The organism is Pseudomonas putida, from assembly GCF_001976065.1.
GTDB classification, from domain to species: domain Bacteria; phylum Pseudomonadota; class Gammaproteobacteria; order Pseudomonadales; family Pseudomonadaceae; genus Aquipseudomonas; species Aquipseudomonas serbica.
Map to the genome: position 1 here is coordinate 508,069 of NZ_MNAH01000003.1, position 18,519 is coordinate 526,587.

The following is an 18,519-nucleotide window of genomic DNA, read 5'->3' on the forward strand; positions in this document are numbered from 1 at the left end:
CTTTAGTTTTCCTGCAACAACGGCTGCAGGGCTTTATCGATGGCCTCCCGGGCGCGGAAGATCCGGGAGCGCACGGTACCCACCGGACATTGCATGACGCTCGCAATGTCCTCGTAACTCAGACCATCGAATTCGCGTAAAGTTAAAGCCGTACGCAAATCTTCTGGCAGTTGCTGAATGGTTCGATGGACGGTGCCTTCGATCTCATCCCGCAGCAAAGCCCGTTCTGGCGACTCGAGATCCTTGAGGCCATGATCGCCATCGTAGAACTCTGCATCCTCGGAACTGACATCGCTATCCGGCGGCCGACGGCCGCGTGAAACCAGATAGTTCTTCGCCGTGTTGATGGCGATGCGGTAAAGCCACGTATAAAACGCGCTGTCTCCGCGAAAATTACCAAGTGCACGATAGGCCTTGATAAAGGCTTCCTGCGCTACATCCTGGGCTTCATGGGTGTCGTGCACAAAACGCACGATCAACCCGAGAATTTTGTGCTGGTATTTCAGCACTAGCAGATCGAATGCACGCTTGTCGCCGCGCTGAACGCGTTCGACCAGCTGCTGATCCTCTTCCTGGGTTAGCATGAACACTCCTCGATAAGCTCGGAGGAGGCTTGCATTACTAAACGACCGGGCTTGCAAACATAGACTCGGGCTTTTCGCAAAAGTTCTCCCCCTCCAGGCAAGTTTCCTGCGGGCTCTGATTCGGCACGCACGAAAAACGCAGCGCGAGATTCCCCGGCTGCGCGAATAATCTTGTCATCGGTTTCGCCGGCAAGGATTCCAACCGCCATCCTGCGATGAAACCGACACTGTCCCTTGATTCAGGCAACCGTCTATTGATCTTGGGCCTTTGGCAAAAGTTCCAAAAAATATAGCTGCCCGAAATCGACATTGTGCAACCCTGAAGCGAAAAAGAGTGTTAAATCCACGATACAGTTCGCTTGTCGCCGAACCGGTGGAAAAAACATCCGACGAAGCGTCGGCCGTTTTCGGTCACAGTAGTTTCACAATGCCATATCGGCTCGGCTATTGTGCCGCTCCCCCCCTCTATATACTAGTGGGCTGTGCGGCTGCCGGGCATGCCTGTCCAGATGTCTGGCACCTACCCCGACCCGGGTCGCTTTGAGCGGAATCCTGAAATGAGCCAACAGTTTCAACACGATGTCCTGGTAATCGGCAGCGGTGCTGCCGGCTTGAGCCTTGCGCTGACCTTGCCCGGTCATTTGCGCATCGCCGTATTGAGCAAAGGCGACCTCGCCAATGGCTCGACGTTCTGGGCCCAGGGAGGGGTCGCCGCCGTACTGGATGACACCGACACTGTCGAGTCTCACGTCGATGACACCCTCAACGCCGGTGGCGGGCTATGTCACGAAGATGCCGTGCGCTTTACCGTCGAGCACAGCAGAGAGGCCATTCAATGGCTGATCGACCAGGGCGTGCCGTTTACCCGCGATGAACAGTCCGGCACCGAAGATGGCGGATTCGAGTTCCACCTGACCCGTGAGGGCGGACACAGCCATCGGCGCATCATCCATGCCGCCGATGCCACCGGCGCGGCGATTTTCCGGACGCTGCTCACCCAGGCCCAGCAACGGCCGAACATCGAATTGCTGGAACAGCGGGTCGCAGTCGACCTGATTACCGAAAAGCGCCTGGGCCTTGAAGGCGATCGCTGCCTGGGTGCCTACGTGCTCAACCGTGGCACCGGTGAAGTCGACACCTACGGCGCCCGTTTCGTGATCCTCGCCTCCGGCGGTGCCGCCAAGGTCTACCTCTATACCAGCAACCCCGACGGCGCCTGCGGTGATGGCATCGCCATGGCCTGGCGCTCGGGCTGTCGGGTGGCGAACCTGGAATTCAACCAATTCCACCCCACCTGCCTGTACCACCCGCAAGCCAAGAGCTTCCTGGTCACCGAAGCCCTGCGCGGCGAGGGTGCGCACCTCAAGCTGCCCAATGGCGAACGCTTCATGCCGCGCTTCGACCCCAGGGCCGAACTGGCACCACGGGACATCGTCGCCCGGGCCATCGACCATGAGATGAAGCGGCTTGGCATCGACTGTGTCTATCTGGACATCAGCCACAAATCCGAAGACTTCATCAAGACGCACTTCCCCACGGTATACGAACGCTGCCTCGAGTTTTCCATCGACATCACCAAACAGCCGATCCCGGTGGTGCCGGCGGCGCACTACACCTGTGGCGGCGTGATGGTCGACCAGCAAGGTCGCACCGACGTGCCAGGGCTGTACGCGATCGGCGAAACCAGCTTCACCGGCCTGCACGGTGCCAACCGCATGGCCAGCAACTCGTTGCTGGAGTGTTTCGTCTACGCGCGCTCGGCGGCGGCGGACATCGTGGAACAATTGCCGCAGATCTCGGCCCCGGTCGCCCTGCCCGCCTGGGACGCCAGCCAGGTCACCGATTCCGATGAAGACGTGATCATTGCGCATAACTGGGACGAATTGCGCCGGTTCATGTGGGACTACGTGGGCATCGTGCGCACCAACAAGCGCCTGCAGCGGGCGCAACACCGGGTGCGCCTGTTGCTCGACGAAATCGACGAGTTCTACAGCAACTACAAGGTCAGCCGGGACCTGATCGAACTGCGCAACCTCGCCCAGGTGGCTGAGCTGATGATCCTGTCAGCCATGGAGCGCAAGGAGAGTCGCGGCCTGCACTACACCCTCGACTACCCGAACATGCTGCCGGTCGCCCGGGACACTATCCTGGTGCCGCCCACCTACGCCGGCTGAACTTGAGCCGTACTCGCAGGCGTCGGTGCAGATCCGCCGCCTGCGAGTCTCGGGGCACGCAGATTGTCCTGAGCCGCCGCTCACCGCGTAGACGAAAGCGCAGCACCACGATCAACGGCAACGCCAGGCTATCCGGACGCAGTTGTACCGGCTGCCATCCCTTCGCCTGATTCCACAGCTGCCAGCCATCGGTGTCACGACGCAAGCCGCGAAATGCCTGTGGGTGCGTCAGTAAAATCTGCCGAGGCAAGGTCCAGGCGCCGTGCAACAGACAGCACAAGGCACCGGGCAGACTGACCCAGAGCGGTATGGCGAGCAGGTACAAAGCACCCAGCGCGAACGCCTGGGCCACAAGATACGCCGCCAGCAAATGCCGTGAGGCATGCCAGCGGCATTCGAACCCGTTACTTGGGCTGGACACGATCCAGGATCATGCGAACCATGCGCTGAAGTTCAGGGTCTTCGGATTCGGCGCGTTCCATGAACCAGCCGAACATGTCCTGATCTTCGCATTCGAGCAGCCTGACGTAGCAGGCGCGATCCACTTCGTTGAGGTGCGGATAAACCTCTTTCACAAACGGCACCAGCAGCACGTCAAGCTCAAGCATGCCGCGGCGGCTGTGCCAGTAGAGGCGATTCAGTTCAACATCTTCGACCATGGAGCGCTCCTCAAATAGGCCGCAAGTATACAGCCCCGCGCCCCATCGAACAGTCGGCTTTGGTCGGGCACGACGAACCTTTGTGAACTACCCATTTCAAGGGCAGCCCCTTATCATGTCCACCAGACTCTCTACCCTGCGATGACCCATGGCCGATTCCGCTTTTTTCTGCACGCTGTCTCATGAAGGTGTCCTGGCGGTCCGCGGCGCGGACGCCGGCAAATTCCTGCAAGGCCAACTGACCTGCAACCTCAATTACCTGAGCGACACCCAGGCCAGCCTCGGCGCGCGTTGCACGCAGAAAGGCCGGATGCAGTCGAGCTTCCGCATCCTGCTCGAAGGTGATGGCGTACTCCTGGCCATGGCCAGCGAGTTGCTCGAACCGCAATTGGCGGACCTGAAAAAATACGCGGTGTTTTCCAAGTCCAAACTGACTGATGAAAGCGCTGCCTGGGTGCGTTTCGGCGTGGAGCATGGCGATGCGGCGTTGAAAAGTCTCGGCCTTGATTTGCCGGCAGAGACCGACAGCGTGGTGCGCCATGACGGCTTGATCGCCATTCGCGTCTCGCCCGAACGCGCCGAACTCTGGGTTGCCGCCGATCAAGCCGACGGGATCAAGGGCAAGCTGTCCGCCCTGCTGCGCGAAGGTGACCTCAATCATTGGCTGCTGGGCCAGATTCGCGCCGGCATCGGCCAGGTGATGCCAAGCACCCGCGAGCTGTTCATCCCGCAGATGCTCAACCTGCAAGCCGTCGGTGGCGTGAGTTTCAAAAAAGGCTGCTACACCGGCCAGGAAATCGTCGCGCGCATGCAGTACCTGGGCAAACTCAAGCGCCGCCTGTATCGCCTGCAACTGGATGCCGGCGAACTCCCGGAACCCGGTACCCAGCTGTTTGCCCCGAGTCACGGCAGTTCGATCGGTGAAGTGGTGCTGGCCGCCAATGCCGCCAATCACATTGAACTGTTGGCCGTGTTGCAAGCCGAAGCTGCAGAAGGCGGCGACATTCATCTGGGCGCACTCGACGGCCCGGCCCTGCTCCTGCTCGACCTGCCGTATGAACTGGACCGCGATCGCGAAATCCAGCGTTAACCGCGGTACTTTTTTGCAACACCTAGAGAAGCGTAATGAGAGAGCTGGCGGAAAAGGTCCAACAGGATTTGGTTGAGGCCATCGATAACGATGACCTGGTTCTGCCAACGTTACCGGAAGTGGCCTTGCAGATACGCAAGGCCGCCGAAGACCCGGAAATCAGTATCGGTAGCCTGAGCAAAGTGATTGGCCGCGACACCGCCCTGTCAGCGCGGCTGATCAAGGTGGTCAACAGCCCATTGCTGCGCGCGGCACAGGAAGTCACCGACTTGCACACCGCGATCACGCGGCTGGGCATCAACTACAGCAGCAACCTGGCCATCGGCCTGGTCATGGAACAGATCTTCCATGCACGCTCCGCCGTGGTCGAACAGAAAATGCGCGATGTCTGGCGCAAAAGCCTGGAAATCGCCGGCGTCAGCTATGCGCTGTGCCGCTACTACACCCAGCTCAAGCCTGATCAGGCGGCCCTTGGCGGGCTGGTGCACCAGATCGGGGTATTGCCGATCCTGACGTACGCCGAAGATCACTACGAACTGTTGTCCGATCCGGTCAGCCTCAACCATGTGATCGACCGTATTCATCCATTGCTCGGCGACAAGCTGCTGCGGGTCTGGGAGTTTCCGGAGCCGCTGGTGCAGGTGCCGCGGCACTACCTGGACTTCAAGCGAAAGTCCGCGAAGGTCGATTATGTCGACCTGGTCCAAGTGGCCAGCCTGTACTGCCACAAAGACACCGACCACCCGATTTCGCGCATCGACCCCTTTGGCGTACCGGCCTTCGTCAAGCTTGGGATCGATCCGGACAACAAGGCGATGTGTGCTGACCTGGAAGAAACGCGGTTGATGTTTTATTGACCGAACACCGCGTCGCCCCATTCGCGAGCAAGCCTGCTCCCACATTGGAATGCCTTTCAATGTGGGAGCAGGCTTGCTCGCGAAGAGGCCAGAACAGCCCCCATCATTCCCCGGCCATAAAACTCACCCGCACCTTCAGCCCCGCCTTCTCTCCGTCATGCAGGCTGATCTGCGCCAGGTGCGCGCGGCAGATCTCGCCGACAATCGCCAACCCCAGGCCTGAACCCGCCACCTGCTGATTGCGCCGGTAGAAACGCTCGAACACCCGATCACGCTCATCGAGGGGAATCCCCGGCCCGTCGTCCTCGACTTCCAGCACCGCCGGGGCCGACACCCGCAAGATCACGTTGCCGCCGGCAGGCGTATGGGCCAGCGCGTTATCCACCAGGTTGCTCAACAGCTCGTTGAGCAGCGTCGGTTCGCCGCGCAACCACACCGGTTCGTCCGCTTCCAGCGCCAGGGCCACACCGCGCTTGTGAGCCAGCGGCGCCATGGCCATGCCCAGGTCACGCGCCAATTGACTGAGGTCGAGCAATTGCGCGCCGCCCTCGGCAATCGCCCTGGCACCGTTTTCCACCCGGGCCAGGGAAAGCAACTGATTGGCCAGATGGGTCAGGCGATCGGTGCCCTGGGCGGCAGTTTCCAGCGTGCTGCGCCAGGTTTGCGGCTCGCTCGAGCGCAGGCCCAGTTCCAGCCGCGCCTTGAGTGCCGCCAAGGGCGTGCGCAGTTCGTGGGCGGCATCGGCGATGAATTGCGCTTGTTTTTCGAACTGTCCACGTAGTCGCTCGGTGAAATGATTGAGCGCACGCACCAGAGGCCACAACTCTCGCTGCACTTCGACCAGGGGCAGCGGCCGCAAGTCATCGGGCTGGCGCTCCTCCACCGCGGTACGCAAACGCTCCAGTGGACGTAGCGCCGCACTGACCGCAAACCACACAACCATCAAGGCGCCAATCGCCAGCATGCCCAGGCGCAACAGGGTGTCGCCGGCCAGGCTACGGGCCATGCTGACGCGGGCCTCATCGGTCTCCGCCACGCGGATCTCCGCCATGCCGTTCATGTTCGGCTCGCTGACAGCCTTGAGCAGGCTGACCACGCGCACGTTCTGCCCCCGATAAGTCGCGTTGTAAAAACGCGCCAGCGCCGGGTAGTCGTCGGTGCGCGGAGTTCCAGGTGGCGGCGGCGGCAGGTTTTCGTAGCCGGAAATCAGCTTCTGGTTGATGTCGTTGACCAGGTAGAAAATCCGCCCTGCACTGTCGTAGGCGAACGTATCGAGGGCCACGTAGGGCACGTCCAGGCTGAGGCTGCCATCACGTTCGGACAGGCCGGCGGCGATGGTCCGCGCCGAGGCCAGCAATGTCCGGTCATAGGCCGTGTCGGCCGCTTCGCGCCCGTTCCAGTAAGCACTCAAGCCACTGGCCAGCATCAATACCACCAGCAACAGCGCGAGGTTCGACAACAACCGCCAACGCAGGCTGCTGGCCTTATGCATCACGGCTTTCCAGCAAATAGCCGAGACCGCGGAACGTCACGATGGCCACCGGGTGACCGTCGAGTTTCTTGCGCAAGCGGTGTACGTAGATTTCGATGGCGTCAGGACTGGCTTCTTCGTCGAGGCCGAAGACCTGTGAGGCCAGTTGCTCCTTGCTCATCACCCGGCCGGGACGGGCGATCAGGGCTTCGAGTACGGCCTGCTCGCGGGAGGTCAGGGTCAGCAATTCTTCACCAAGGGTAAAGCGCCGGGTCTCCAGGTCGTAAGCCAGCACACCACAGCGTTGCAGGCGCTCGCCACCCAACACGCTGCGGCGCAACAGGGCCTTGACCCGGGCTTCAAGCTCGGTGAGCTCGAAAGGCTTGGCCAGGTAATCGTCGGCGCCCAGGTTCAGGCCATGGACGCGATCCTTGACGTCGCTGCGGGCGGTCAGCATCAACACCGGAAGGTTCTTGCCACGGGCACGCAGGCGCGCCAGCACCTCGAAACCATCCATGCGCGGCAGGCCGACGTCGAGAATCGCCATGGCGTATTCCTCGCTACTCAGCGCCAGGTCGGCCGCGACGCCATCGTGCAGCACATCCACGGTCAACCCGGTGCTCTTGAGCGCCTGGGCGACGCTTTCGGCGAGCTGCAGATGGTCTTCGACGAGCAGGACACGCATGGATCATTACCTCGTTCAGGGATGGTCGACGCCATTCTTTGGCGCGGAGTTTACAGCGGCGTCCGCCTCTGTGAAGCCCGAAAAACCGTGAAAGCCCGATGAAAGGTTAGCGAAAGGTTCGACCGTTAGAGTCGACCCACGGATGGTTTCGATCACAGCCATCGATCGTGCTTTGAAATGTAGCTCCCGAAAAACGCCTCGATGCGTTTTCGCCAATAAGAACAATAATGAGGTACTTCGCCATGCTGTCCAGCCAGCGCCAGATTTGCCCACCCCGCCCCTTTTCCCGCTCCCCGTCGTTTACGCTTGCCGGCGCCGTTATCGACTGCGCGAAGCGAAACCGCTGCATCTGAAACATCCCCCAAAAACAAAAACTCCTGTGGAGACAAACATGAATCGATCACTGCGCCGTTTCGCCCTCGCCGCCAGCTGCATGCTGTTTGCCGGCCAACTGATGGCCGAGCCCAAGCGCCCGGAATGCATCGCCCCGGCCTCGCCCGGCGGCGGTTTCGACCTGACCTGCAAACTGGCGCAGAGCGCGCTGGTCAACGAAAAGCTGCTGACCAAGCCGATGCGCGTGACCTACATGCCCGGCGGTGTCGGCGCAGTGGCCTATAACGCAGTGGTCGCCCAGCGCCCGGCGGATGCCGGCACGCTGGTGGCCTGGTCCAGCGGTTCGTTGCTGAACCTGGCCCAGGGCAAGTTCGGTCGTTTCGATGAAACCAACGTGCGCTGGCTGGCCGCCGTCGGCACCAGCTACGGCGCCATCGCAGTGAAAAGCGATTCGCCCTACAAGACCCTGGACGATCTGGTGCAGGCGCTGAAGAAAGATCCGAGCAAAGTGGTGATCGGTTCCGGCGGCACCGTCGGCAGCCAGGACTGGATGCAGACCGCGCTGATCGCCAAGGCCGCCGGGATCAACCCGCGTGACCTGCGTTACGTCGCCCTCGAAGGCGGCGGTGAAATCGCCACCGCCCTGCTCGGCGGCCACATCCAGGTCGGCAGCACCGACATCTCCGACTCCATGCCGCACATCCAGAGCGGCGACATGCGCCTGCTGGCAGTGTTCTCCGACAAGCGCCTGGACGAGCCGGAGATGAAAGACATTCCGACCGCCCGCGAGCAAGGCTACGACATCGTCTGGCCAGTGGTGCGCGGCTTCTACCTCGGGCCAAAAGTCAGCGACGAAGACTATGCCTGGTGGAAAGACTCCTTCGACAAACTGCTGGCCTCCCCCGAGTTCGCCAAGCTGCGCGATCAGCGTGAACTGTTCCCGTTCGCCATGACCGGCCCGGAACTGGACACCTACGTGAAGAAACAGGTTGCGGACTACAAAGTGCTGGCCAAAGAGTTCGGCCTGATCCAGTGATCGCCTCTGTCTAGCGGCTGCGACTCCGTTTGGCGGAGTCGCGGCACAGGAGTTCCCCCATGCTCTTACAACGCATTTTTGCTTCGGTGCTGTTGCTGGCCTGTCTCGGCCTCGCGCTGATGGCCTGGCCGTATCAAGCGGCTTTTTCCTACGAACCGGTGGGGCCTCGGGCCTTTCCGCTGTTGATGCTTGGCCTGATGGGCTCAGCGCTGTTGTACATGGTGTTCCGTCCGGCTCCGATCAAGCACAGCGAAGACGAGCCGCCGCTGGATCGCGAAACCCTGACCAAGATCGGCATCTGCGTAGCGCTGCTACTGGTGTTCGCCGGCACCTTCGAACCGCTGGGTTTCATCGTCGCCAGCATCCTGATCGGCGTGCCCATGGCTCGTCTGTATGGCGGTCGCTGGGTGCCAAGCATCGTGATCATCAGCCTGATGGCCGTCGGCCTCTACCTGCTGTTCGACAAGTTGATGGACGTGCCACTGCCACTTGGCGTGCTCGACGTTCTGGAGAACTGATATGGATACTCTTGGCTATTTGGGTCAGGGCTTCGGCGTCGCGCTGAGCCCGTACAACCTGGTGACCGCACTCTGCGGCACCCTGATCGGCACCGTGGTCGGCCTGCTGCCGGGCCTGGGGCCGATCAACGGCGTGGCGCTGCTGATCCCCATCGCCTTCGCTCTCGGTCTGCCACCGGAGTCGGCACTGATCCTGCTGGCGGCGGTGTACCTGGGTTGCGAATACGGCGGCCGGATCAGTTCGATCCTGCTGAACATTCCGGGCGAAGCTTCCACCGTGATGACCACCCTCGATGGCTACCCGATGGCCCGCAAAGGCCTGGCCGGCGTGGCGTTGTCGCTGTCGGCGTGGAGCTCGTTCATCGGTGCCTTCATCGCCACCTGCGGCATGGTGCTGTTCGCCCCGCTGCTGGCGAAATGGGCGATCGCCTTCGGCCCGGCGGAATACTTCGTGCTGATGGTGTTCGCCATTGTCTGTCTTGGCGGCATGGCCGGTGACCGCCCGCTGAAAACCTTCATCGCGGCGCTGATCGGCCTGTTCCTGTCGACCGTCGGCATCGACGCCAACAGCGGCGTGTACCGCTTCACCGGGGACAACATCCACCTCACCGACGGCATTCAGTTCGTGGTACTGGTGCTGGGCCTGTTCTCCATCAGTGAAATCCTGCTGTTGCTGGAGAAAACCCACCACGGCCAGGAAGCGGTGAAAGCCACCGGCCGCATGATGTTCAACTTCAAGGAAGCGGCGTCGGTGTTCGTGGTGAACCTTCGTTGCGGCGTCCTGGGTTTCATCATGGGCGTATTGCCGGGTGCCGGTGCGACCCTGGCCAGTGCCGTGGCCTACATGACCGAAAAACGCATGGCGGGCGCCAAGGGCACGTTCGGCCAGGGTGACATGCGTGGCCTCGCGGCCCCGGAAACCGCCATCGGTGGCGCGGCCTGCGGTGCCCTGGTGCCGATGCTGACCCTCGGCGTTCCGGGCTCGGGCACCACGGCGGTGATGATCGGCGCCCTGTCGCTGTACAACATCACCCCCGGCCCGCTGCTGTTCCAACAGCAACCGGACATCGTCTGGGGCCTGATCGCCTCGTTGTTCATCGCCAACGTGATGCTGGTGATCCTCAACATTCCGATGATCCGCATCTTCACCCGTATCCTCGCCGTGCCGAACTGGGCGCTGGTGCCGGTGATCGCGATCATTACCGGGATCGGCGTCTATGCGGTGCACGCCACCACCTTCGACCTGTTCCTGATGATCGGCATCGGCATCTTCGGCTACATTCTGCGCAAGCTGGACTTCCCACTGTCGCCCGTGTTGCTGGGTTTCATTCTCGGCGGCCTGATGGAACAGAACCTGCGTCGTGCCCTGTCGATTTCCAACGGTGCGCTGGAAATCCTCTGGTCTAGCCCGATCACTTTCGGTTGCTGGGTCCTGACGGCGATCATGCTGTTGATGCCGCTTATCCGCATCTGGCGCAAACGTTCGGCCGCGCAACGCGCTATCGCCGATGTCTGATCGGTCCCCCTTCATACTCTGGTGGGGAACCCCGCTGGTCGGCCTGCTGGGCGGTTATCTCGCCAGCCAGGTCGGCTGGCCTTTACCGTGGATGGTCGGCTCGTTGCTGGCGATCATCCTGGTGCGCTGCCTGACACCCTGGCAACTGGCGGAAATTCCTGGCGGGCGCAAGTGCGGCCAGTGGATCATCGGCATCGGCATCGGCCTGCACTTCACCCCGGTGGTGATGGAGCAGGTGCTGAGCCATTTCGGCCTGATCTTCTTCGGCGCCCTGGTCACCAGCCTGTCAGCGGTCGTCGGCGTGTGGCTGATGCGTCGCACGGGTGAAGATCGCGCCACGGCGTTCTTTTCCAGCATGCCCGGTGGTTCCGGGGAGATGGTCAATCTTGGCGCACGCAACGGTGCGGTGCTCAGTCGGGTCGCGGCCGGGCAAAGCTTGCGGGTATTGGTGGTCGTGCTTTGCGTACCGGCGGCCTTCAAATACTTGTTGGGTGACGGTGCGCCGATTGCCCACGCCGGCAGCATCGATTGGGGCTGGCTGGCGGTGTTGATACCGGCAGGGGCGGTGGCGGCCTGGGTCTTGGAACGACTGCGTCAACCCAATCCCTGGCTGTTCGGTCCCTTGCTGGTGAGCGCATCGGTGAGCATTGGTTGGGACCTGCACATCGGCTTGCCCAACGGTGGCAGCCAGATCGGCCAATGGCTGATCGGCAGCGGCCTGGGGTGTCACTTCAATCGTCAGTTTTTCCGGCGCGCGCCGTCGTTCATGGGCCGGACCTTGATCGGCACGGTGTTGACCATGTTGATCGCCACGGCGGCAGCGCTGGGCTTGAGTGCGCTGACTCACCTGGATCTGCGCTCGCTGACGCTGGGCATGATGCCCGGCGGGATTGCCGAGATGAGCCTGACCGCCGAAACCCTGCAATTGTCGGTGCCGCTGGTAACGGCGATGCAGGTGATGCGGCTGTTGTTCGTGTTGTTTCTGGCGGAGCCGTTGTTCAAGTACTGGAACCGCAATCCAGAGTCCTCCTGACCTGATCGTTCCCACGCTCTGCGTGGGAATGCAGCCCGGGACGCTCTGCGTCCCATTCAGAGGCGAACGCGGAGCGTCCGTTGAGGCATTCCCACGCAGAGCGTGGGAACGATCATTGGACGACCGGTGGCAAGCGCCACTCGATCGGCGTCTCGCCATTCTGCTCCAGGAACTTGTTGGTCCGGCTGAAATGCCCGCACCCGAGGAAGCCGCGATAGGCCGACAGCGGTGACGGGTGCACCGAGGTCAGCACCAGGTGCTTGGTGGCATCGATCAGCTTTTGTTTGCTCTGGGCATGGGCGCCCCACAGCATGAACACCAGATGCGGTTGCTGCTGGCTGACCACTTCAATGATCCGGTCGGTGAAAAACTGCCACCCCTTGTCCTTGTGCGCGTTGGCGTTGGCACGCTCCACGGTCATGGTGGTATTGAGCATCAACACGCCCTGCTCGGCCCAGCTTTGCAGGTAGCCATGGCTGGGGATGTCGATGTTCAGGTCGCGCTTCAATTCTTTATAGATATTGACCAGCGACGGCGGCGCCGGCACGCCCGGTTGTACCGAGAAACACAGGCCGTGCGCCTGGCCCGGGCCGTGATAGGGGTCCTGGCCGAGAATGACCACCTTGACCTTGTCCAGCGGCGTGGAATTGAGCGCGTTGAAGATCATCGGCCCCGGCGGATAGATTTCCTTGCCCGCCGCCCGCTCGTCCTGGAGGAATTTTCGCAACTCTGCCATGTAGGGCCGGTCGAATTCGGCACGCAGTGCCTCCTTCCAGCTCGGTTCGAGTTTGATACGGTCGTCAGCAGTCATGGTTACATCCGGCAAAAACAATGGGGCGAACCCTAGGAAAGCCCATCACGCTTGTCAATTGATCTGACACAGATCCGGCACTTTCCCACACAGCGATCATACTTAACCCTCAAATTCCCCAGCGAGGTCACCGATGAATCTGCATTTCGAAGAACTCACCGGCACTGACGGCGCCCGCATCGGCATTGCCACACTGGATGCCGAGCAATCGTTGAACGCCCTGTCCCTGCCGATGATCAACGCCCTGCGCGACAGGTTGGACGCCTGGGCCAAGGAACCGCAAATCGTTTGCGTGATGCTGCGCGGTCACGGCATCAAGGCCTTCTGTGCCGGCGGCGAAGTGCGCAGCCTGGTCGAGGCCTGTCGCGCCCATCCGGGCGAAGTCCCCCCCTTGGCCGCAAATTTCTTCGCCGCGGAATATCGCCTGGACTTCAGTCTGCATACCTATCCAAAACCGCTGATCTGCTGGGGCCACGGCTATGTGCTGGGGGGCGGCATGGGGCTGTTGCAGGGAGCGAGCATTCGGATTGTCACCCCGAGCAGCCGGCTGGCCATGCCGGAGATCACCATCGGCCTGTACCCGGACGTCGGCGCCAGCTGGTTCCTGTCACGCTTGCCCGGCAAACTCGGATTGTTTCTGGGCTTGACCGGTGCCCACATGAACGGTCGCGATGCGATCGATCTCGACCTGGCTGATCGTTTCCTGCTCGACGAGCAGCAGCCACAGCTGATCGAAGGCCTGCTGCAGTTGAACTGGCAGGAACAGACGCCGATGCAACTCAACAGCCTGCTCAAGGCCTTGCAGCAGGAGGCCGTTGCGCAGATGCCCGAAGCCCAGTGGCTGCCTCGCCGCCAGCAGATCGATGAACTGCTGGACGTCAGTGATGTGCGCTGTGCCTGGAAGGCCATCGCCGCCCTGCGCGATCACGCCGACCCGCTGCTCAACCGCGCCGCGCGCAACCTGATCGAAGGCTCGCCGCTGACCGCGCATCTGGTCTGGGAACAGATCAAACGAGCCCGCCACCTGTCGCTGGCGCAAGTCTTCGAGATGGAATACACCCTGAGCCTCAACTGCTGTCGCCATCCCGAATTCAGCGAGGGCGTGCGCGCACGGTTGATCGATAAGGACCAGAAACCCCACTGGCATTGGCCGGACGTCAACAACGTGCCGGATGCGGTGGTAGAGGCGCATTTCCACAAGGTCTGGGAAGGTCGTCATCCGTTGGCGGATCTGTCGGATTACTGAACCAAATGTGGGAGCGGGCTTGCTCGCGAAGGCGGAGTGACAGTCGACATTAACGTTTCCTGACACGCCCTATTCGCGAGCAAGCCCGCTCCCACAGGTATTGCTTTAATGCATGAGACTAGCGGTGGTTGCCCCGGCCGTCGTGATCACCGCGACCGTTATGATCGCCCCGGCCGTTATGGTCACCTCGACCGCCGCGGTTGTTGTTGCGTCCACCCCGATCATCGTTGTTCCAGCCGCCGCGGTTACGGCCATCCCAACCATGCGCCCGGTAGTCTGGGCGAGCCTGGTAATAGCGTGGTGCCGGTTGGTAATAGCGCGGCGCCGGTTGATAAACCCGCGGCTGGTGGTAATAGCGCGGTGTGGGCTGGTAATACCGTGCAGGCGGCGCGTAGTACCGGCGCGGTGGCGTGTAGTAACCGCCGCCGTTGGAGTAGTAAGAGCCGCCGCCGGCGTAATAGGGCGCTGGCGAGGTGTAGACCTCGGAACTGTAATAACCGGCTCCTCCATCGGAATATGGTACGCAACCATTCAGAAACAAACCCAACACGGCAATCAGAAGAATTTGTCGATGCATAGCGGCCTCCTGGACCGCGAGTGAGCCATACCAGCGACGCTGGCAAGCGACAGTCAAACTTTCTGTGACTGTCGGTAGATCAGACATCGAATTCGAGATCTGGTGCGTTTCCGCAATACGTTGAAACATCTCCTCGATGAAAGGTTTTCATCCGTTAACGATGGCCAGCACGTCCCATTGCGGTGCATCCGCGCACCATCACAAGGCAAGCGCAAGCGACCTTGTTACATGATCAGTAGAACAACCCCGCGGACCAGAGCGGTTCAATCGACTTGGCACGTCTCTCGCTTTAACAAATACGTGCAGGAGTCATCACAGGTTCGCGGCACCACAATTTGCAATGGCTGACTAGGGTTCCGGCTCGCAAGCGCGAGTGGCTGGTCCGAGAGTTGGCGACCTCCAGTTGAGGTTACACGGCGGGACAAAAGCCCGGGAGACAAGCCACCGTTCGCGGTGCCGCTGCCTTCCTGTCCGCCCTTGATCAACTGGAGAACCACCATGTCCCAGCATCGTTTACCCGCCCTGCTCGCCGCTGCCTTCGCAGCCCTCGTGAGCCTCTCGTCCCACGCCGCCCAGAAAGACCACTTCAGCGTCTGCTGGACGATCTACGCCGGCTGGATGCCATGGGAATACGCTGGCAGCCAAGGCATCGTCGACAAGTGGGCGAAGAAGTACGGCATCAAGATCGATGTGGTGCAGCTCAATGACTACGTCGAATCGATCAACCAGTACACCGCCGGCCAATTCGACGGCTGCACCATGACCAACATGGATGCGCTGACCATTCCGGCCGCTGGCGGCGTCGACAGCACCGCGCTGATCGTCAGCGACTTCTCCAACGGCAACGACGGCATCGTGCTCAAGGGCGAAGGCAAGAAAGTCGCCGACCTCAAGGGCACGGACGTCAATCTGGTCGAGCTCTCGGTGTCGCACTACCTGCTGGCCAGGGCCCTGGATTCGGTAGACCTCACCGAGAAAGACCTGAAAGTGGTCAACACCTCCGACGCCGACATCTCCGCCGCCTTCAACACCGACCAGGTCAGCGCCGTCACCACCTGGAACCCGATGCTGTCGGACATCAAGGCCAAGCCCGGCGTGACCGAAGTCTTCAACTCCAGCCAGATCCCCGGCGAGATCATGGACATGATGGTGGTCAACTCCCAGACCCTCAAGGACAACCCGGCCCTGGGTAAAGCGCTGACCGGCGCCTGGTTCGAAGTGATCGAATTGATGAACGCGAAAAACGCCGCGAGCAAGGCCGCACTGGAGCACATGGCCAAAGCCTCGGGCACCGACCTGGCCGGTTTCCAGGCGCAGCTGGACACCACCAAATTGTTCGCCACCCCCCAGGAAGCCCTGGCGTTCAGCACCAGCAAGCAACTGCCGGAAACCATGCGCAAGGTGGCCGAGTTTTCCTTCCAGCACGGCTTGCTCGGTGAAGGCGCCAAAGACACCAGCGCGGTCGGCATGGCCTTCGCCAACGGGGTCACCAGCGGCGACAAGGGCAACCTCAAGCTGCGCTTCGACCCCAGTTACGTGCAGATGGCTGCCGACGCCAAGTTGTAACCAGAGGACTTGGCCATGCGCCTGATCAATCGCCACCCGGATCGCCCGAGCCGCCTGTTGCTGGTGATCCTGCCGTTCGCCCTGCTGCTGTTCGCCTACTTCATGGGCTCGGCCGAGCGGCTGGCAGACAATCCCAACGACAAGCTGCTGCCCAGCGCCGTACAAATGAGCGACGCCGTGCAGCGCCTGGCCTTCGTGGCCGACAGCCGCACCGGCGAATACCTGCTCTGGCAGGACAGCGCCTCCAGCCTGCGACGCCTGGCCATCGGCTTGGGCATCAGCGCGCTCGCCGGCCTGTGCCTGGGCATTGCCGCCGGCACCCTGCCGCTGTTCGGCGCGCCGTTGTCACCCTTGCTGACCGTGCTGTCGATGGTGCCACCGCTGGCGATCCTGCCGATCCTGTTCATCGTCTTCGGCCTGGGGGAATTGTCGAAAGTGATGCTGATCGTGATCGGCATCACGCCGGCCCTGGCCCGCGACCTGGAACAGCGCGCCCGGGAAATTCCCGTGGAACTGCTGATCAAGGCGCAGACCCTCGGTGCATCGACCTGGACCCTGATGCTGCGGGTGGTGCTGCCGCAATTGCTGCCGCGCCTGCTGATCTCGCTGCGCCTGATGCTGGGTTCGGCGTGGCTGTTCCTGATTGCCGCCGAAGCCATCGCCTCCACCGACGGCCTCGGCTACCGGATTTTCCTGGTGCGCCGCTACCTGGCGATGGACGTGATCCTGCCGTACGTGGTGTGGATCACCCTGCTCGCCTGGCTGATGGATTGGGGCCTCAAGCGCCTGACCCTGCGTGCATTCCCCTGGTACGAAGGAGCGCGGGCATGAGTTTCATCACGGTGAAAAACGTCTGGCAGCAATACGCCGACCAGGTGGTGCTCGAAGGTCTGAACCTGAGCGTCGCCGAGGGTGAGTTCTGCACCCTGGTAGGCGCCTCCGGATGCGGTAAATCGACCTTCCTGCGCCTGCTGCTCGGCCAGGAACGCGCCAGTCGCGGCGAGATCCTGCTCGACGGTCAGCCCTTGGCCGCAGAGCCGGATGCCAGCCGCGGCGTGGTGTTCCAGCGCTATTCGGTATTCCCGCATCTGAGCGTGCTGGACAACGTCGCCCTCGGCCTCGAACTGCCCCGCTCGCCCTTGCTCGGACGCCTGTTCGGCAGCGCTAAAAAGCAGGCCCGCGAACAGGCTGCGGTGCTGTTGCACAAAGTCGGCCTCGGGCACTCGCTGGACAAGTACCCGGCGCAGCTTTCCGGCGGCATGCAACAACGCCTCGCCATCGCCCAGGCGCTGATCATGAAGCCGCGGGTGTTGCTGCTCGACGAACCCTTCGGCGCCCTCGATCCGGGCATCCGCAAGGACATGCACGCCCTGCTGCTGGAGCTGTGGCGCGAGACCCGACTGACGGTATTCATGGTCACCCATGACCTGTCCGAAGGCTTCAGCCTCGGCACTCGCCTGCTGGTGTTCGACAAGGTCCGCCTCGACCCGCACGCCCCCGGCGCCTATGGCGCACGCATCACCTACGACATCCCTTTGAACAGCGACCGCCGCACCTGCCGTGCCGCCGTCGACGCCTTGCCGGTGCAACTGGCAGGCGCGCTACGAACCGCTTGAGAGGACTTCGACATGACTGATTCGACCCAACTGTTCCCGCCCTTCGCCGAAGAAATGCTGCCCGGTGGCGGCCACCGTTCCTTCGTGCTCAAACGCGGCCAGCTGCTGCGCCTGACCGACCTGCGCGGCGGCGCCAACGTCAGCCTGACGCTGCTCAACGCCAATGAAAAAACCGAACGCCTGAACCTGCCTGACAGCCTCAAATGCCAACACACTGCCAAGCTCACCGCCGGCCATTGCCTGTACTCGGACATGGGCCGCGTACTGGCCGCCATCACCGCTGACACCTGCGGCTGGAGCGACAGCCTTGGCGGCGTGCTCTGCGCTGAAGAGGTGGCAGAAAAATACGGCCAGGGCCGCTATCAGGAACTGCGCAACGGCTTCTTCCGCAACGGCACCGACAACCTGCTGGTGGAACTGGGCAAGTGGGGCCTGGGCCTGTCCGACCTGCTGATGACCCTCAACCTGTTCAGCCGGGTGAACGTCGACGACGCCGGGCGCTTCCACTTCGTCGAAGGCAATTCCAAGGCCGGCGACTACATCGAGTTGTACGCGCCGATGGACACCCTGGTGGTGCTCACCGCCCTGCAGCATCCGATGGACCCGGCCCCGGAGTACGCCCCGAAACCCTTGAAGCTGAGCTGGATGAACGCCGACCCCAGCGTTGCCGAACACTGCCGTACCTCGCGCCCGGAAAACGAGCGCGGCTTCATCAACACCGACCGTCTGTTCGCCTGAGGATCGCTG

Annotated in this window: 19 protein-coding genes and 1 riboswitch; of the genes, 12 read left to right on the forward strand and 7 right to left on the reverse strand. The window is 62.0% G+C overall.

Annotated features, from left to right (window positions below; all coding sequences use genetic code 11):
* Positions 1-2 precede the first annotated feature (2 nt).
* Positions 3-584, reverse strand: a complete 582-nt coding sequence (gene rpoE / locus BKX96_RS13500) for an RNA polymerase sigma factor RpoE/AlgU (protein ID WP_003172477.1) — start codon at positions 582-584, stop codon at positions 3-5.
* 557 nt (positions 585-1,141) lie between these two features.
* Here rpoE and nadB point away from each other — a divergent pair.
* Positions 1,142-2,758, forward strand: a complete 1,617-nt coding sequence (nadB, locus tag BKX96_RS13505) for an L-aspartate oxidase (RefSeq protein WP_046816753.1) — start codon at positions 1,142-1,144, stop codon at positions 2,756-2,758.
* On the opposite strand, the gene BKX96_RS13510 is transcribed toward nadB, so the two are convergent.
* Positions 2,727-3,179 (reverse strand): protein YgfX, encoded by a 453-nt coding sequence (locus BKX96_RS13510; protein ID WP_077184189.1) that lies wholly within the window; start codon positions 3,177-3,179, stop codon positions 2,727-2,729. The genes nadB and BKX96_RS13510 overlap by 32 nt on opposite strands.
* Positions 3,163-3,417, reverse strand: a complete 255-nt coding sequence (locus BKX96_RS13515; protein WP_007898624.1) for an FAD assembly factor SdhE — start codon at positions 3,415-3,417, stop codon at positions 3,163-3,165. Before BKX96_RS13515 ends, BKX96_RS13510 begins: the two co-directional genes overlap by 17 nt.
* A 148-nt stretch (positions 3,418-3,565) precedes the next feature.
* Between BKX96_RS13515 and ygfZ the strand changes: the two genes are divergently transcribed.
* Together ygfZ and BKX96_RS13525 are read left to right on the forward strand one after the other, a co-directional pair.
* Positions 3,566-4,507, forward strand: a complete 942-nt coding sequence (gene ygfZ, locus BKX96_RS13520) for a CAF17-like 4Fe-4S cluster assembly/insertion protein YgfZ (protein ID WP_046816751.1) — start codon at positions 3,566-3,568, stop codon at positions 4,505-4,507.
* Positions 4,508-4,542: 35 nt separating this feature from the next.
* Complete coding sequence (locus BKX96_RS13525; protein WP_046816750.1) at positions 4,543-5,364, forward strand: HDOD domain-containing protein; 822 nt, start codon at positions 4,543-4,545, stop codon at positions 5,362-5,364.
* Between the two features lie 103 nt (positions 5,365-5,467).
* Here the strand turns inward: BKX96_RS13525 and tctE are convergent, their stop codons facing one another.
* Both tctE and tctD read right to left on the reverse strand, forming a co-directional pair.
* Positions 5,468-6,856 carry a two-component system sensor histidine kinase TctE gene (gene tctE, locus BKX96_RS13530; protein ID WP_077184191.1) on the reverse strand — a complete coding sequence of 463 codons (1,389 nt, stop codon included), beginning with the start codon at positions 6,854-6,856 and terminating at the stop codon, positions 5,468-5,470.
* On the reverse strand, positions 6,849-7,520 hold the full coding sequence (gene tctD / locus BKX96_RS13535; RefSeq protein ID WP_077184193.1) for a two-component system response regulator TctD: 672 nt from the start codon (positions 7,518-7,520) through the stop codon (positions 6,849-6,851). The genes tctE and tctD overlap by 8 nt, the downstream gene beginning before the upstream one ends.
* A gap of 391 nt (positions 7,521-7,911) precedes the next feature.
* Between tctD and BKX96_RS13545 the strand changes: the two genes are divergently transcribed.
* From BKX96_RS13545 to BKX96_RS13560, 4 genes are read left to right on the forward strand one after another with little or no spacing between them, the layout of a single operon-like run.
* Positions 7,912-8,889 carry a Bug family tripartite tricarboxylate transporter substrate binding protein gene (locus BKX96_RS13545; RefSeq protein ID WP_077184197.1) on the forward strand — a complete coding sequence of 326 codons (978 nt, stop codon included), beginning with the start codon at positions 7,912-7,914 and terminating at the stop codon, positions 8,887-8,889.
* Between the two features lie 59 nt (positions 8,890-8,948).
* Positions 8,949-9,407: a tripartite tricarboxylate transporter TctB family protein gene (locus BKX96_RS13550; RefSeq protein ID WP_046816746.1), complete on the forward strand. Its 459-nt coding sequence runs from the start codon at positions 8,949-8,951 to the stop codon at positions 9,405-9,407.
* A gap of 1 nt (position 9,408) precedes the next feature.
* On the forward strand, positions 9,409-10,923 hold the full coding sequence (locus BKX96_RS13555) for a tripartite tricarboxylate transporter permease (RefSeq protein WP_046816745.1): 1,515 nt from the start codon (positions 9,409-9,411) through the stop codon (positions 10,921-10,923).
* Entirely contained in the window at positions 10,916-11,956 is a 1,041-nt protein-coding gene (locus BKX96_RS13560) for an AbrB family transcriptional regulator (protein ID WP_077184199.1), read from the forward strand. Before BKX96_RS13555 ends, BKX96_RS13560 begins: the two co-directional genes overlap by 8 nt.
* Before the next feature lie 112 nt (positions 11,957-12,068).
* Here the strand turns inward: BKX96_RS13560 and ung are convergent, their stop codons facing one another.
* A complete protein-coding gene (gene ung / locus BKX96_RS13565; protein ID WP_046816743.1) occupies positions 12,069-12,767 on the reverse strand; it encodes a uracil-DNA glycosylase in 699 nt (232 codons plus the stop codon).
* A 133-nt stretch (positions 12,768-12,900) separates the two neighbouring features.
* Here ung and dspII point away from each other — a divergent pair, with 133 nt between their 5' ends.
* Complete coding sequence (dspII, locus tag BKX96_RS13570; protein WP_046816742.1) at positions 12,901-14,013, forward strand: enoyl-CoA hydratase/isomerase DspII; 1,113 nt, start codon at positions 12,901-12,903, stop codon at positions 14,011-14,013.
* Positions 14,014-14,131: 118 nt separating this feature from the next.
* On the opposite strand, the gene BKX96_RS13575 is transcribed toward dspII, so the two are convergent.
* Positions 14,132-14,590: a hypothetical protein gene (locus tag BKX96_RS13575; protein ID WP_077184201.1), complete on the reverse strand. Its 459-nt coding sequence runs from the start codon at positions 14,588-14,590 to the stop codon at positions 14,132-14,134.
* Between the two features lie 337 nt (positions 14,591-14,927).
* A riboswitch (guanidine-I (ykkC/yxkD leader) is annotated at positions 14,928-15,028 on the forward strand.
* A gap of 60 nt (positions 15,029-15,088) precedes the next feature.
* Here BKX96_RS13575 and BKX96_RS13580 point away from each other — a divergent pair.
* Genes BKX96_RS13580 through BKX96_RS13595 form a run of 4 tightly spaced genes read left to right on the forward strand, consistent with a single transcriptional unit; the run spans position 15,089 to position 18,510 of the window.
* Complete coding sequence (locus BKX96_RS13580) at positions 15,089-16,156, forward strand: putative urea ABC transporter substrate-binding protein (protein ID WP_046816740.1); 1,068 nt, start codon at positions 15,089-15,091, stop codon at positions 16,154-16,156.
* Positions 16,157-16,171: 15 nt separating this feature from the next.
* Complete coding sequence (locus tag BKX96_RS13585; RefSeq protein WP_077184203.1) at positions 16,172-16,987, forward strand: ABC transporter permease; 816 nt, start codon at positions 16,172-16,174, stop codon at positions 16,985-16,987.
* Positions 16,984-17,772 (forward strand): ABC transporter ATP-binding protein, encoded by a 789-nt coding sequence (locus tag BKX96_RS13590; protein WP_046816738.1) that lies wholly within the window; start codon positions 16,984-16,986, stop codon positions 17,770-17,772. Before BKX96_RS13585 ends, BKX96_RS13590 begins: the two co-directional genes overlap by 4 nt.
* Positions 17,773-17,784: 12 nt before the next feature.
* Entirely contained in the window at positions 17,785-18,510 is a 726-nt protein-coding gene (locus BKX96_RS13595) for an urea amidolyase associated protein UAAP1 (RefSeq protein ID WP_077184206.1), read from the forward strand.
* Positions 18,511-18,519: the final 9 nt, after the last annotated feature.